Below are 15,135 nucleotides of genomic sequence, written 5' to 3' on the forward strand. Positions count from 1 at the left end.
TACACAAACGTTATCCTCATCGGCGATTTGACGCTGACATTGCAGCGCAAATGCGAGGGGAGAACCAAGGCAATGCGCCTGACCGTGAACGGCAGGAACCATGATGTCGACGCCGCTCCCGACACCGCGTTGCTTTACGTGCTGCGCAACGATCTCGAACTGAACGGACCGAAATACGGCTGCGGGCTCGGCGAGTGCGGCGCCTGTGCGGTGCTGATCGACGGCGTCGCGGCGCGCGCTTGCGTGATTCCGATCGAAGGCTGCGCGGGACGCGACATCGTCACGCTCGAGGGCCTCGGCACGCGCGAGCATCCCGATCCCGTGCAGGAAGCCTTCATCCGCGAGCAGGCTGCGCAATGCGGCTACTGCCTCAACGGCATGATCATCACCACCAAGGCACTGCTCGCGCGCAATCCGCGCCCCTCCGAGCACGAGGTGCTGGAGGCGCTGCGTTACAATCTCTGCCGATGCGGCGCGCATATCGAGATTGTCAGAGCCGCAATGCGTGCTGCCGGACATCCGCTCGAGGCACGCGATTGATGACAGCGTTGAGCGCATCAGAGCAACGCCCGCGCGGCTCGCTATCGGTCGTTCGCGCCTCGGGCGCAGGCGTCCACCGCGGACTCGAGACCTTCATCACCATCACCGCCGACGGCACGGTGAACGCCTATAATGGCCACGTCGATCTCGGCACCGGCATCCGCACCGCGCTGGGCCAGATCGTCGCCGAAGAGCTCGACGTGTCCTTTGCCCGCGTCGTCGTCGTGCTCGGCGACACCGCTGTGGTTCCCAACCAGGGCGCGACGATCGCAAGCGAAACGATCCAGATCACCGCGATTCCCCTGCGCAAGGCCGCAGCTCAGGCGCGGCATTTCCTGGTCGCGCGCGCCGCGGAGCGGCTGGAATTGCCCGTCGACGATCTCTCGATCGAAGACGGCCTGATCCGCGGCAAGGACAATCGCAGCATCAGCTATGGCGAACTGATTGCCAACGAGACCATCCGGCTTGAACTGGCTGACGACGTTCCCCTCAAGGCCGTCAGCGCTTATTCCATCGTCGGCAAGTCGGTGCCGCGCGTCGATCTGCCTGCGAAAGCCACCGGCGAGCTGGTCTACGTCCATGATGTTCGCCTGCCCGGCATGCTGCACGGGCGCGTCGTCCGCCCCCCGTACGCCGGCGTCGACGCCGGCCCCTTCGTCGGCACCAGCCTGATCGCCATCGACGAGAGTTCCGTGCTCGACATTCCCGGCGTCGTCGCGGTGGTCCGGATCGGCGATTTTGTCGGCGTGGTCGCGGAGCGCGAGGAGAACGCAGTCAAGGCAGCGGCCCAGCTCAAGGTGACCTGGAAGCCGGGTCCGGCGCTGACCGATCTCGGCGAGGCCGAGAAAGCATTGCGTGCCAATCCCTCGACGCCGCGCCAGTTGATCGACAAAGGCGACGTCGACGCCGCGATCGAGGCGGCAGCGACGCCGATGCAGCGAACCTATGTCTGGCCGTATCAGATGCACGGCTCGATCGGCCCGTCCTGCGCGGTCGCCGACTACCGCGATGGCGCCATCCGCGTCTGGTCCGGCACGCAGAACCCGCACATCCTGCGTGGCGATCTTGCCCTTCTGATCGATCGGCCCGAGAGCGAGATCGACGTGATCCGGATGGAGGCGGCCGGCTGCTACGGCCGCAACTGCGCCGACGATGTTTCTGCCGATGCGCTGTTGCTGTCGCGCGCGGTCGGCCGCCCGGTCCGGGTTCAGCTCAGCCGTGAGCAGGAGCTCGCGTGGGAGCCGAAGGGCGCCGCGCAACTGATGGACGTCAATGGCGGGCTCAACGCCGACGGCAGCGTCGCCGGTTATGATTTTGCCACGCGCTATCCCTCGAACGGAGCCCCGACGCTGGCGCTGCTGCTGACCGGGCGGGTCGCGCCCGAAGCGGCCGTATTCGAGATGGGCGATCGCACCGCAATCCCGCCCTACGACTACGACAATATGCGCGTGGTCGTGAACGACATGCCGCCGATCGTGCGCGCGTCCTGGCTCCGTGGCGTCTCGGCGCTGCCGAACACATTTGCCCATGAGTCCTATATCGACGAGCTCGCCGCCGAAGCCGAAGTCGATCCGATCGAGTACCGGCTGCGGTATCTGAAGGACGAGCGCGCGATCGATCTCGTCAATGCGGTCGCCGAGCGCGCCGGCTGGACGCCGCGCCCGGTGCGCAAGGAGCGGGAGGCCGAAGGCGACATCGTGCGCGGCCGCGGCTTTGCCTATGCACTGTATCTGCACAGCAAGTTTCCCGGCTATGGCGCGGCATGGTCTGCGTGGATTGCCGACGTGGCCGTCAACAAGGCGACCGGCGATGTCAGCGTGACGCGCGTGGTCGCCGGTCAGGACTCCGGATTGATGATCAATCCGGACGGCGTACGGCACCAGATCGAAGGCAACGTCATCCAGTCGACCAGCCGCGCGCTGATGGAGGAAGTGTCCTTCGAGCGTGGCGCGGTGACGGCGCGGGAATGGGGCGCCTACCCGATCATCAAATTCCCCGACGTGCCTGAGGTCGACGTGCTGATGCTGCCGCGGCAGGACCAGCCGCCGCTCGGCGTCGGCGAGTCCGCGTCCGTGCCGAGCGCCGCCGCGATCGCCAACGCGATCTATGACGCGACGGGTGTGCGTTTCCGAGAATTGCCGTTCACGCCGGAACGCATTCTGAAGGGATTGCGCGGTGAGCAACCGGCCGCGCCCGCGTCTCTCGCTGCACCCAAGCCCGCTCCGCGCGAGCGATGGCGAAATCCATTCATCAAGCGGAGCGGTCTCCTTGCCGGCGTTGCGGCCGCCTGCGCCGCGGTCATCGGCGTCGGCGCGGCCGTGCTGCCGTGGCGCGCGATCGCCCCGATCGCCCGGCCTGACGCATCGGTCTATTCGGCCGCGACGGTCGCGCGCGGCAAGGAGCTCGCGGCGCTCGGTGCCTGCGCAGTCTGCCACACCTCTGATGGCGGAGCTCTGAACGCCGGCGGACGGCCGCTGGAGACGCCGTTCGGCACGATCCACAGCACCAACATCACGCCCGATGTCGACACCGGTATCGGCGGCTGGTCCTATCCCGCCTTCGAGCGCGCCATGCGCGAGGGCATCCATCGCGACGGGCGACACCTCTATCCGGCCTTTCCGTACACGCATTTTGCCAGAGCTGATGATGCCGACCTGCAGGCGCTCTACGCCTATCTGATGGCGCAGCCGCCCGTCCGCACGGATACGCCGAAGAACGAGCTGGCGTTTCCGTTCAACCTGCGTCCGCTGCTTGCCGGGTGGAACGCTCTGTTCCATCAGGCAGGCCCGTTCCGGCCCGATCCAGCAAAATCCGCGGCATGGAATCGCGGCGCCTACCTGATCGAAGGTCTCGGCCATTGCAGCGCCTGCCACTCGCCGCGCAATGCGCTCGGCGCGGAGCGGCAGGGCGCCTATCTCGCCGGCGGCTTTGCCGAGGGCTGGGAGGCGCCGGCGCTGACCTCGCTGTCGAAGGCGCCGATCCCGTGGAGCGAGGACGAGCTGTACGCCTATTTGCGCACCGGCGAGTCCCGCCTCCACGGCGTCGCCGCGGGGCCGATGGCGCCGGTCGTCAAGGAGCTCGCCGCGCTACCCGATCAGGACATCCGCGCGATGGCGGTCTACCTCGCCTCGTTCAACGTCGACGCTGCCGATCGATCGGCCCGCGAGGCGCTGGCCGCGCGGCTCGAAGCCGCCACTGCGGTGACCACGGCCGCTTCGGTGGGCGGGCGAATCTATCAGGGCGCCTGCGCGGTCTGCCACGAGGTCGGCGGACCGCCGCTATTCGGCAGCCGGCCGTCGCTGGCGCTGAACAGCAATCTGCACAGCGACACGCCGGACAACTTGATCCAGGTGATCCTGCACGGCATCGCCAAGCCGGCGGTTGCCGATCTCGGCTATATGCCGGCCTTCAAGGACAGCATGACCGACCGCCAGGTCGCCGAGCTCGTTTCCTTCCTCAGGCGGCAATTCGCCCCAGACCGGCCGGAATGGACAGATATTGCCCAAACGGTCGGCCGTATCCGCCAGGACATAGCGCGCTGAGCTGCCATGTTCCGGCCGAAACCCACTGGGCGGGCGGCTTTCGGCACGGTAAAGTTCCGGTATGACGGTCACAGATATTGCAACCCGGACCTACAACCATGGCTGGCGGCTCGATCCGATCGTGCGCAGCCTGCTCGACACCGATTTCTATAAGCTGTTGATGCAGCGCATGATCCGGGAATGCTATCCGGACACCCGCACGACCTTTTCGGTGATCAACCGCTCGACCCTTATCAAGCTCGCCGAGGTCATCGACGAGGGCGAACTGCGCGCCCAGCTCGACCATGCCCGCACCATCCGTTTCTCCAAGAAGGAGCTGATCTGGCTCGCCGGTAATACATTCTACGGCAAGACCCAGATGTTCTCGCCCGATTTTATCAACTGGCTCTCGACCTTCCGCCTGCCCGAATACGAGCTGAGGAAGGTCGACGGCCAGTATGAGCTGCATTTCCACGGACCGTGGACCCACACCACGATGTGGGAGATCCCGGCGCTCGCGATCCTCAACGAGCTGCGCTCCCGCGCGGCGACCAAGGTCTATGGCCGCTTCGCGCTCGATGTGCTCTACGCCCGCGCCAAGGCCAAGCTGTGGACCAAGGTCGAGCGGCTGCGCAAGCTCGACGGGCTGCGCCTGTCGGATTTCGGCACCCGCCGCCGCCACGGCTTCCTGTGGCAGCGCTGGTGCGTCGAGGCGGTGAAGGAAGGGCTGGGTCCGTGCTTCACCGGCACCTCGAACGTCCTGCTGGCGATGGACAACGACCTCGAAGCGATCGGCACCAACGCGCATGAGCTGCCGATGGTGGCCGCCGCGCTGGCCAATTCCGACGAGGAGCTGCGCTGGGCGCCCTATCGCGTTCTCGACCAGTGGCGTCACACCTACGGCGGCAACCTCCTGGTCGCCCTGCCCGACGCGTTCGGCACCAAGCCGTTCCTGCGCGATGCGCCCGAATGGGTGGCGGACTGGACCGGCTTTCGTCCCGACAGCGCGCCGGCGATCACGGCGGGCGAAGAGATCATCAAGTGGTGGAAGCAGAAGGGCCGCGATCCCAAGGAGAAGCTTTTGGTGTTCTCCGACGCGATGGATGTCGGCTCGATCGAGGAGACGTTCCACCACTTCAAGGGACGCGTCCGCATCAGCTTCGGCTGGGGCACCAACCTCACCAATGATTTCGTCGGCTGCGCGCCCGACGGCTCCGCCGAGCTCGACCCGATCTCGATCGTCTGCAAGGTGACGTCGGTCGACGGCCGGCCTGCCGTAAAACTCTCCGACAATCCGGAGAAGGCGACCGGCATCCCCTCCGAGGTCGAGCGCTATTTGCGCGTGTTCGGCAATGCCGGCCGTGTTCGCACCGCAGTTCACGTCTAAACCGACGCGGACGCTTCTTCCATCGACTGACCCGACGACGAGTTTCGCATGCCCGCACCCAAGCCGCCTGCCTTCGAAACCCTGAGCCTGCATGCCGGCCAGCGGCCCGATCCCGCGACCGGATCGCGCGCGGTCCCGATCTATCAAACCACGTCCTACGTATTCCAGGATGCCGACCACGCGGCCGCGCTGTTCAACCTGGAGCGCGCCGGCCACATCTATACGCGCATCTCCAACCCGACCACCGCCGTCCTGGAAGAACGCATCGCTGCGCTCGAATGCGGCGTCGGCGCCATCTGTACCGCGAGCGGCATGGCCGCGATGCATCTTGCGATCGCAACGCTGCTGAATGCCGGCGACCATATCGTCGCCTCCGCCTCGCTCTATGGCGGCACCATCAACTTGCTCGCGCACACGCTGCCGCGGTTCGGCATCACCACGACCTTCGTGAAGCCGCGCGCGCTCGACGACTTCCGCGCCGCGATCAGGCCGAACACGCGGCTCGTGATCGGCGAGACCATCGGCAATCCCGGCCTCGAGGTGCTCGATATTCCGGCGGTGGCACAAATTGCGCATGATGCGAAGATCCCGCTGCTGATCGACAACACGTTCGCGACGCCCTATCTGAGCCAGCCGATCGAGCTCGGCGCCGACATCAGCATGAACTCGGCGACCAAATGGATGGGCGGCCACGGCATCGCGATCGGCGGCGTCATCGTCGATGGCGGCCGCTTTGACTGGCGGGCATCGGGCAAGTTCCCGCAGCTCACCGAGCCCTATGCCGGCTATCACGGCATCGTCTTCGACGAGCAATTCGGCAAGGCTGCCTTCATCATGCGCGCCCGCACCGAGGGCCTGCGCGACTTCGGCGCCTGCCTGTCGCCGACCAACGCCTTCCAGCTCCTGCAGGGCATCGAGACGCTCGGCGTCCGCATGGATCGCCACATGAGCAACACCCATGCCGTGCTCGACGCGCTCGCCGCCAACAAGGCGGTCGACTGGGTGCTGCATCCGGCGCTGGAAACGCATCCGGATCATGCGCTGGCCAAGAAGCTGCTGCCGCGCGGAGCCGGCTCGATCGTCAGCTTCGGCATCAAGGGCGGCCGCGCCGCCGGCAAGAAGTTCATCGAGTCGCTGAAGCTGATCAGCCATCTCGCCAATGTCGGCGACGCCAAGACGCTGGTGATCCATCCCGCCAGCACCACGCATCAGCAGATGGACGCCGAGCAGCTCAAGGCCGCCGGCATCGGCGAGGAGCTGGTGCGGCTGTCGGTCGGCATCGAAACCGCACAAGACATCATCGACGATCTCGGCCAGGCGCTGCGCGCCTCGCAAAGGACTTAGGCCATGCAGCTTTCCGTCAACGGCTCTGACACCTTCATCGCCACCGGCGGCAAGCCGTTCGATCCGCAGCTCGCCGCGGTGGTGATGATCCATGGCGCCGGCTTCGATTCCTCGACCTGGGCACTGCACAGCCGCTGGTTCGCCCATCACGGCTTCTCCGTGCTGGCGCCCGACCTGCCCGGCCATGGCCGCTCGTCAGGCAAGCCGCTGCCGACCATCGCCGAGATGGCCGACTGGACCGCGGCGCTGATCGCGGCGGCCGGCGCGCCGAAGGCGAGGCTGATCGGCCACTCCATGGGCTCGCTGATCGCGCTCGAGACGGCGGCGCGGCATCCCGACAAGGTGTCAGGCCTCGCGCTGATCGGCATTGCCGCGACCATGACGGTCGGCCCCGACCTCCTGAAGGCCGCCGAGGCCAACGATCCCGCCGCGATCGACATGGTCTCGATCTGGGGCCTCGGCTTCAAGGCCGAGCTCGGCGGCAGCCTCGCGCCGGGCTTGTGGATGCACCAGGGCGCGCAGCGCGTGCTGCAGGAGACGAGGCCCGGTGTGCTGTACAACGACCTCAACGCCTGCAACGCCTACCAGAACGCGCTCGCTGCCGCGGCAGCGGTCAAGGTGCCCGCGACCTTCATCCTCGGCGAGCGCGACATGATGACCCCAGCCAAGGCCGGCAAGACGCTCGCCGCCGCGACGCCGAATGCCCGCACCGTGGTGCTGCGAGGTGCCGGTCACATGATGATGGTCGAGCAACCGGACGAACTGCTGGCGGCGCTGCAATAGCGGAGCCGCGAACTTCCTTCCCTTCTCCCCTCATGTCCGCCGTAGCCTTGGCGAAGGCGGATGTGGGAGAAGGTGGCGCGAAGCGCCGGATGAGGGGTCTGTCTCCGCGGAGAGAAACCCCTCACCCGGTTTCGCTGCTTCCGCAGCGAAACCACCCTCTCCCGCAAGGGGAGTGGATGCATCTCGTGCCTGGACGCGTTCACCCTCACTGCTTCGACAGCGTCTGCTCGATCGGGTGCGCAGGCGGTCAAGACGGAGCACGTCCATCGATAAGGTCCAGTCGACCCGGCTGTGTTCGAGCGCATGGATACAACCCCTCAGCCAGCTCCGCTGCTTTCCCATTCGAGACGCCCTTTGCCGCCACAACTGCTGGCGACGTTGGAGAACTTGCCGCGAAGGTGAGCGTCCCCAGAATATCGAAAACAACCCCATGCAAAGTAGCAGGGCGGCCGCCGCCGGCCACTCAGAGAAGCAACTTGACGTGTCGGGCAACTCAGCGATATCTTCTATTATTCCGAAATCACGCGAATGCCCCGGCGCCTGCGCAACAGCGTACGCATCCGTCGCGATCGCGGCCGAAAATTCTCACCCATGCCATTGCAAGGGGCGACTTGGCGGGCAAGCACTCGATCCGCATCAACAACCAATGGCGAGTCGTGTTCCGGTGAAAGCGGACGTTGCCGCAAGCCCGAGAGCGGCCAATAAGCGACCTTAGCCGTGTGGCCCGGTCAGCTAATCCGTCGTACAATATCTCATCGGCTAGGTTTGCGAGCCATGGAGCAGAAGCGACCAGTCCGCGTCGAGCGCAGGCTATCGGCGATATTGGCCGCCGACGTCGCTGGCTACTCGCGGCTCATGCACAACGACGAAGAGGCTACGCATGGCAAACTGACGGCGCTGCTAAATGACGCTGTCCCCTTAGCAATTACAGAACACGGCGGCCGCATTGTGAAGAATACCGGGGACGGTTTCTTGGCGGAGTTTGCCAGCGCCGTCGAGGCGGTTCGGGCCGCCATCCAGTTTCAGGGCCGTATCAAGGAGCTTACAGTCGGCGATGCAGAGGATAAGCGCATTGCCTTCCGCGTGGGGATCAATATCGGCGATGTAATCGTCGAGGCGCATGACATATTCGGGGACGGCGTTAACATTGCGGCGCGGCTCCAATCAGCGGCAGAGCCCGGAGGGATCTGCATCTCCGGTAGCGTTCACGATCAAATCCGCAACAAGCTTTCGCTTTCCCTCGAATTCCTGGGCGAGCAGAAATATAAGAATATTCCTCAGCCGGTCCGAACCTATTCCATCATTGGGCCCGACGGTGCTTTGCCTGCTTCCAGCAAGAGATGGCGCAAAGCGGCAAATAGAAAATGGTTGGGAGCCGCCTCTGTATTCATCCTACCGCTAGCAATTGGATTTTGGGCTTATTCGGTTCGTCAACAGCAGCAGACGGCAAAGGCACAGGACGGTCAATATGCCGGACAGGTTTGCCTCGGGCCGAGTCGCGAAGAGGCAGCGCGCTGCTACATGGTGAATGTCGCTACCGTCCACAACGGTAAGATTTCGGCAAGATATCCGGCGCGAGCACCAAACAGAGACGTTATTATCGCCGGCGATGTTTCAGCGTCGGGAGACGTCAAGATGGAGCTGAACGTTGAAAACAACGACGGCGTCCGGGTGATCACCGCCCATCTTTCTGGAACGCTAAAGAACGGCCAACTCAATGCAACTGGCGGAACTGCGATTCGCAGCATCGACATTGAGTGGCGTCGCCAGTAGCTCCAAGCTCTTGCCATTCATGCAAGCGGAAACGCAGCATCGTCGGCTATGGGTCCACGTGCTGCCTTCTCGAATTCGCTAGCGCCACGAAACCGTGGCTTCCGCATCACGTTGCATGAGCGCAGACTAACCGACGACATCGCCGACTTGATCTTATTCCACGCTCACGTACTGACTGCCGCGTGGATGGCACGGCAATGTTGCGCCAGAGCGTCGTGCGAGGTCACGAATTTCTTCAGCGGCGTCTCGATGTCGTAGAAGTAGATATTGGCCACGAAGCCATAGATACTGGCGTCGATGCTCGTCGGTCTGTTGCCGTGCACATAGCCGTGCCTCGGGATCAAGTTTGCCAGTGCAGCGAGATCGGCGAGCCCGCGGGCCATCGCGGCGTCAGGTTCGAACCGGCCGATGCCTTGGTAATAATAGCGCTGAGCGTTGAACTCCTTGGCCTTCATCAAGCCGTCGTCGGTGAGGCTCGGATGCTCGCGCTTGAGCGCATCGCGGAACAGGGGCCAGTAGCGCTCGTCCTTCCAGCGCGAATAGGACATCACCCAGTAGAGATCGTCGAGCGTCCGCGTGATGAGATGATTGGTCGTGCGTTGCGCCACCGTCAGCGCCACATCCAGCGTCACGCCATATTTTTCGGTGACATGGCCGAGAATGGTCTCGCTGTCGCCGACGCTGTCTTGGCCGTCGACGATATAGGGTAATTGTTGGCGCGGCGCTTTCGACGCGTCAAAAATGTGTTCGTGCCGGAACGGTACGCCGGCGAGCTTCAGAAAAGCGAAGACCTTCAGACCATAGCCATTGTTGTCGGCCACGCCGAACAACGGCGGATAGGAATAGAGCGTGAGCATGGTGGCTCGCCAGGTCCAAGAAGGCTGCAGGCTACTTTAAAATTGGTCAGTTGCAAACGTCAGGCGCGTAAGCCTGTGGGTACGGACAAAACGGCACAGGACGGCCTTGGATCACAACCGGTAAAGCTCAGGACCAGCACAAGATCTCCGCCTCGCCTCCACGAGAGGCAAGGCTCGGACAAATTGTGTCGCAAGGATGCGGATGCACATTCTCTCAGTCGTCATGGCCCGCCACCGGGTTGCGCGAACGCGCGCCCGATGACAGGCTCCGGCGGGCCATCCAAGTACGCCGAGGCCTCTCGGTTCAAGCACCAACCTCTCTGGAATACTGGATCACCCGCATGCGCGGGTGATGACACCGCGCTGTTTGAAACGTGAACTTGGAACAGCCCCTGTCATTGTGGGTCCGGACCGGCGTGAAGTCGCCGACCTGGAACTCACCACTTTCTTCCTGGGGGTTCGCGACAAAATTGCAAAGCAAGTTTGCGCTGAAGCGACGACTTGTCCGCCGAAGCCTTGGCGAAGGTGGAAGCAATCCATGCTACCGCGTATGCCGTGCTGTGGATTGCTTCGCGGAGCCTGTCATCGGGCGCGCGTTCACGCGACCCGTTAGCTCGCAATGACAAGCATAGATCATCCGTCACCCCTGAGGAGCGCGGAACGCGCATCTCGAAGGACAAGGCCAACGTGTAAGAGCCTGCTCAGCTGTCGCCAAGTGGAATAGGCGGCACAGTAGACGCTGAACGGTCCAAGATCGAGCGTAGTCAACAAGTTCAACCGGTGCAGTTCGGGTGCAAGTTCACACCACGCTTCCCTCGTATAGCCGCGCAGATGGTGCGGCGGCTCTGGGCATTCTTCGGTGCGTGTCGGTTCGGGCGGGATGCGGCCGCGCCGCTTGCCGGTGTTGCCCTTGAGCAGGCGGAGATGCGGCGGACCGGGCATGAAAGCCTCAGGCAGCGCAATCTACCACGGTTTAGGCTGGCCGGTCTGAGGCCCGCTTGTGAAATCATAACGGCCGTTCGATCCTCGTCGCGCGGAAATGTCGCTATACGCCCGGATGCGCAGTACACCGCCCGGCCTAGAGGAAAATAGGCATGCGGGCTTGGTTCCGTGAGACCATTGAGCTACAACTCCGAATTGATAGTTATGAACAACGCCCTCTTTGCACTTGAATTTTCAAAATGGATTCCGTTTCCCCACCTCTCTTCCCTCGTCCAGAACAAACGATCTTCGATGATCTCGCCGCCTTGTGCGTGAGTCCGGGTTACATTCACGCGATTGCGCACTTCTGCTTCCGAGATCACGTTGTCGGCTTTGGCGACGTGCTTCGCGGCAAGGACTACGCAAAGCTGTTCTCCTTCGACCGACTTATCCGCACCGAAATCTCGACGCTCATCGGCTTGATGCTGAGAGGGCAACGCGACCTCGCGCTTCCGGACCAGAAAACATTTCAGCAGTATCTTGGACGCACAGAAGCACTCCTGAAGGAATTGCATGAGGCGTTAAACGAGCCCGCCAAGGCGGCGCTGACTGCCGCGATGGCCGATCCTACGGGATCGACCAATCCCTTTACTGGCGCGGCGCTGTTGCGCGAGCCAATATTCTATGGTGCGGAATCTGCCTATGCATCACAGTACCGCGACTTGTCCGTTTTGAAGTATGGCAGAGATGACACGTGGCTGACCACAAATAAGGGATTCTCTGCAGAAGAAGCGCAGAAAGCGATCACCGCAATTTCTGCATTTCTTAGTGACAATCTCCTGAAGAGCATCAAGAGCCTAAAGGGGCTGCCGCCCGAACAATGGACCATGATGGGTGGATTCGAGTTCACGGCCGCCGACGTCGTTACTGGGTCCGGGTTGGGTCTCGCGACAGTCGACGCCGTGCTTGCTGCATTTTGCTTTCCCGACGACGGCAACCCAACCTTTACCGCGCTCCATGAGTTCAATGCTGCAAACGCGTTTCCAATTCTCAAGGGGCAGGATGGCAGATACACCCTCTTCCTCTATGCAAGCCTAGCCGAAGCGCTGTACGAAACGCCGTTCTATTGGATGGCGGCCGACAAGTCTTATGAGGCGACTGCGATGGCAAATCGCGGTCTCTTCGCAGAACAATTTACCGCCGATCGACTGGAAAGGGTGTTCGGCAGCACCAATGTGCTGCAAAATGTCGACATCTGGGAAACGAAGGCACGCAAGAAGAAGGTCAGCGAGATCGATACGCTCGTTCTCTTCGGAGATCGCGCCATCGTCCTGCAGTCAAAGTCAAAAAAGCTTACCTTGGCTGCACGCAAGGGAAACGACCTTCAGCTTCGATCCGACTTCAAGGGCGCTGTGCAGGACGCTTGCGACCAAGCGATGCTGTGCAGCGAGCACCTAGTTAGCAACTCGGTGACCTTCACTGACTCCGATGGAAATGAGATCGCGATTCCGTCGCTCAAGCAGGTCTATCCAATCTGCGTTGTATCTGATCATTACCCCGCTCTAAGCTTTCAGGCCCGGCAGTTCCTCTCCTACAATACAACGAGCATCATCCAAGTTCCGCTCGTGTGCGACGTGTTCTTCATTGACGTCGTCACTGAATTTCTCGAAACACCATTGCGGTTTTTGAGCTATCTCGAATTGCGGGCGAGAGCTGGCGAAAACATATCGCACTCGCATGAGATCAACGCGCTAGGATTCCATCTCAAACGAAACCTGTGGCTTGGCGAGAACGACTTCATCGCGGTCGAAGATGATCTTAGCGTCGATCTGGACATTGCGATGGCCGCTCGCCGCGATGGCTTGCCGGGCGAGAAGGTGCCACCGGGCATCCTCACCGTACTCAAAGAAACGGCGGTTGGCCGCATTATAAATCAGATCGAGCGTCGCTCCGAGCCGGCCGCCATCGGCGTCGGTCTCGAATTGCTAAAATTTGGCGAGGAGAGTGTCAAACGGTTGAGCCGTGGGATCGATGCAATAGTCGCTGCGGCCGCAAAACAGCAGAAGCACCATGACATCACCGTCGCGAGTTCGGAAGCGGCAAGCGGCATAACCGTTCATTCCAATAACCTGCCCAATGGAATCGCTGATGAAAGACTTCGACGCCACTGCGAGTTGCGCAAGTACAGCGTGAAGGCTGAGAAGTGGGCGGGTTTGCTTCTAGAGCCCGGCTCCGGCTCTGTACGCTTTGGTGGATTGATCGAATTTCCTTGGGAACAGGATGGCGCGATGGACGCCGCTACCGCCAACATGCCACAGGCGCGACCGATTAATGCGCTGGAGTCATTGATCAAGCGGGCCGGAAAGCAGCCAAAGATAGGTCGCAACGAAAAATGCCCGTGCGGTAGCGGCAAGAAATACAAGAAGTGCCATTTGCTCAAAAATGGATGGCCTTAAACGATGGTACTGCCAAAACGGGGATTGCGGGACAATTCCCCACTAACTTGCGGCCGTTAGAATTAGAGCGCCGCCGCGCTCGGAACCCTCCGGGATTCTACTTTTCAGACCCCCCGCCACGACCAGTCCCGCGAGCACCGTGCCGGACAACACCAGCACTCCAGCGACGATGGCCCATGCAAATTGCTCTCCCGCGCTCACTTAGTTCACCGGTCGCATCGGCAGGTCGAGCATCTGCCGCGATCGGCGGCGCTCTCGATGATCTGGAGCCACAGCTTGGCGATCTCGGCGTCGAGTTGTGCGGCCTTGGTCTCCGCCTCCGTCGCGCGCTGCTCTCCCCACGGGTGAGCTCGTGGATAGAACCCCTCACCCGGCTTCATCTCGCTCCGCTCGATTTTCGCCCCCCTCTCCCACATCCGCCTTCGCCAAGGCTACGGCGGACATGAGAGGAGAGGGTGCACCTCACGCGCGGCTAGGATTGTCGTCACTGTTTCGCAGGCTTGCGCTCGATCGGGTGGATGTCAATCGCGCGGAGGCGGCCGAGGCGGAGCACGTCCATCGACAGGGTGCGGTCGATCCGGCTGTGATCGAGCGCGCGGATCAGATCGTCGACGCCGTTGATCTCGATGCCGTCGAGCCTGATCACGACATCGCCCGGCAGCAGGCTTGCCCGCGCGGCGGGACTGTCCGGCTCGATCTGCATCAGCAGCGCGCCCATCTTGTTCTCGACGCCGGCGAGCACGGCATGCCGCCGCGGCACCGGCGCGGTCTGGCCGGCGACACCGATATAGGCGCGGCGGACATAGCCGTGGCGGATGATCTCCGACAGCACGAACTGCGCGGTGTTGCTGGCGACCGCAAAGCAGATGCCCTGCGCGCCGTTGATGATCGCGGTGTTGATGCCGATCACCTCCGCCCTCGACGACACCAGCGGCCCGCCGGAATTGCCGGGATTGAGCGCGGCATCGGTCTGGATCACGTCCTCGATGGTCCGCCCGCTGACCGAGCGGATCGAGCGGCCCAGCGCCGACACCACGCCGGCGGTCACGGTCGATTCAAAGCCGAGCGGATTGCCGATCGCGACCACGAGCTGGCCGCGCCGCAAGGTCTTGGAATTGCCGAGCGAAGCGTAAGGCAGATCGCGCGCGCCATCGGCCCGCAGCAGCGCGAGATCGGTGTCGGGATCGACGCCGAGCACGTGGGCATCGGTGACGAAGCCCTCGGTGTCGCGCAGGCGGATCTCCTTGGACGATCCGACCACGTGGCTGTTGGTCAGCACAAGCCCGTCGGGCGAGATCACAATGCCCGAGCCGAGCCCGCCGCGCTCGCGGGCATTGCGCACCTTCGGTCCGGTTTCGACCCGCACGACCGCCGGGCCGACGCGTTCGGTCACGTCGATCAGGGCGTTGGAATAGGCATCCAGCAAAACCCGGTCATCCTCCCGGGCAGCATCGGCCGTTCGCGATGACGGCCTGTCATCGGCGATATCTGACGTAAAATCTAACATGACGAGATTTCCTCTGGTCCTGTCAGATGGTGGCCGGCCGGCCCGC

General features: G+C 62.9%; 10 protein-coding genes and 1 pseudogene. 7 read left to right on the forward strand and 4 right to left on the reverse strand.

The features are described 5' to 3' along the window. The first annotated feature begins 72 nt into the window (after nucleotides 1–72). The 6 genes and pseudogenes from P6U30_RS26090 to P6U30_RS26115 all read left to right on the forward strand — a co-directional run. Entirely contained in the window at nucleotides 73–540 is a 468-nt protein-coding gene (locus P6U30_RS26090) for a (2Fe-2S)-binding protein (RefSeq protein ID WP_407165731.1), read from the forward strand. Further along, a complete protein-coding gene (locus P6U30_RS26095) occupies nucleotides 540–4,082 on the forward strand; it encodes a molybdopterin cofactor-binding domain-containing protein (protein WP_407165732.1) in 3,543 nt (1,180 codons plus the stop codon). Before P6U30_RS26090 ends, P6U30_RS26095 begins: the two co-directional genes overlap by 1 nt. A gap of 61 nt (nucleotides 4,083–4,143) precedes the next feature. Beyond that, the gene (gene pncB, locus P6U30_RS26100) at nucleotides 4,144–5,448 is read left to right on the forward strand and encodes a nicotinate phosphoribosyltransferase (RefSeq protein WP_407165733.1); all 1,305 of its coding nucleotides are present in this window, start codon (nucleotides 4,144–4,146) and stop codon (nucleotides 5,446–5,448) included. A gap of 48 nt (nucleotides 5,449–5,496) precedes the next feature. Then, nucleotides 5,497–6,792, forward strand: coding sequence for an O-acetylhomoserine aminocarboxypropyltransferase (locus tag P6U30_RS26105; RefSeq protein ID WP_407165734.1), 1,296 nt, complete (start codon nucleotides 5,497–5,499; stop codon nucleotides 6,790–6,792). Between the two features lie 3 nt (nucleotides 6,793–6,795). Continuing rightward, nucleotides 6,796–7,575, forward strand: a complete 780-nt coding sequence (locus tag P6U30_RS26110; protein WP_407165735.1) for an alpha/beta fold hydrolase — start codon at nucleotides 6,796–6,798, stop codon at nucleotides 7,573–7,575. A 774-nt stretch (nucleotides 7,576–8,349) separates the two neighbouring features. Then, nucleotides 8,350–8,880, forward strand: a pseudogene (locus P6U30_RS26115) (adenylate/guanylate cyclase domain-containing protein); the annotation flags it as partial. Between the two features lie 632 nt (nucleotides 8,881–9,512). On the opposite strand, the gene P6U30_RS26120 reads toward P6U30_RS26115, so the two are convergent. Together P6U30_RS26120 and P6U30_RS26125 are read right to left on the reverse strand one after the other, a co-directional pair. Next, entirely contained in the window at nucleotides 9,513–10,205 is a 693-nt protein-coding gene (locus P6U30_RS26120) for a glutathione S-transferase C-terminal domain-containing protein (protein ID WP_407165736.1), read from the reverse strand. A gap of 633 nt (nucleotides 10,206–10,838) precedes the next feature. Further along, nucleotides 10,839–11,147 (reverse strand): P27 family phage terminase small subunit, encoded by a 309-nt coding sequence (locus P6U30_RS26125; protein ID WP_407165737.1) that lies wholly within the window; start codon nucleotides 11,145–11,147, stop codon nucleotides 10,839–10,841. A 239-nt stretch (nucleotides 11,148–11,386) separates the two neighbouring features. Between P6U30_RS26125 and P6U30_RS26130 the strand changes: the two genes are divergently transcribed. Further along, the gene (locus P6U30_RS26130; RefSeq protein WP_407165738.1) at nucleotides 11,387–13,582 is read left to right on the forward strand and encodes an SEC-C metal-binding domain-containing protein; all 2,196 of its coding nucleotides are present in this window, start codon (nucleotides 11,387–11,389) and stop codon (nucleotides 13,580–13,582) included. 206 nt (nucleotides 13,583–13,788) lie between these two features. Here the strand turns inward: P6U30_RS26130 and P6U30_RS26135 are convergent, their stop codons facing one another. Then, entirely contained in the window at nucleotides 13,789–13,962 is a 174-nt protein-coding gene (locus P6U30_RS26135) for a hypothetical protein (protein ID WP_407165739.1), read from the reverse strand. Nucleotides 13,963–14,066: 104 nt separating this feature from the next. Further along, nucleotides 14,067–15,089 carry a S1C family serine protease gene (locus P6U30_RS26140; RefSeq protein WP_407165740.1) on the reverse strand — a complete coding sequence of 341 codons (1,023 nt, stop codon included), beginning with the start codon at nucleotides 15,087–15,089 and terminating at the stop codon, nucleotides 14,067–14,069. Nucleotides 15,090–15,135 lie beyond the last annotated feature (46 nt).

This window comes from Bradyrhizobium sp. ORS 111 (genome assembly GCF_045571485.1).
Taxonomy (GTDB): domain Bacteria; phylum Pseudomonadota; class Alphaproteobacteria; order Rhizobiales; family Xanthobacteraceae; genus Bradyrhizobium.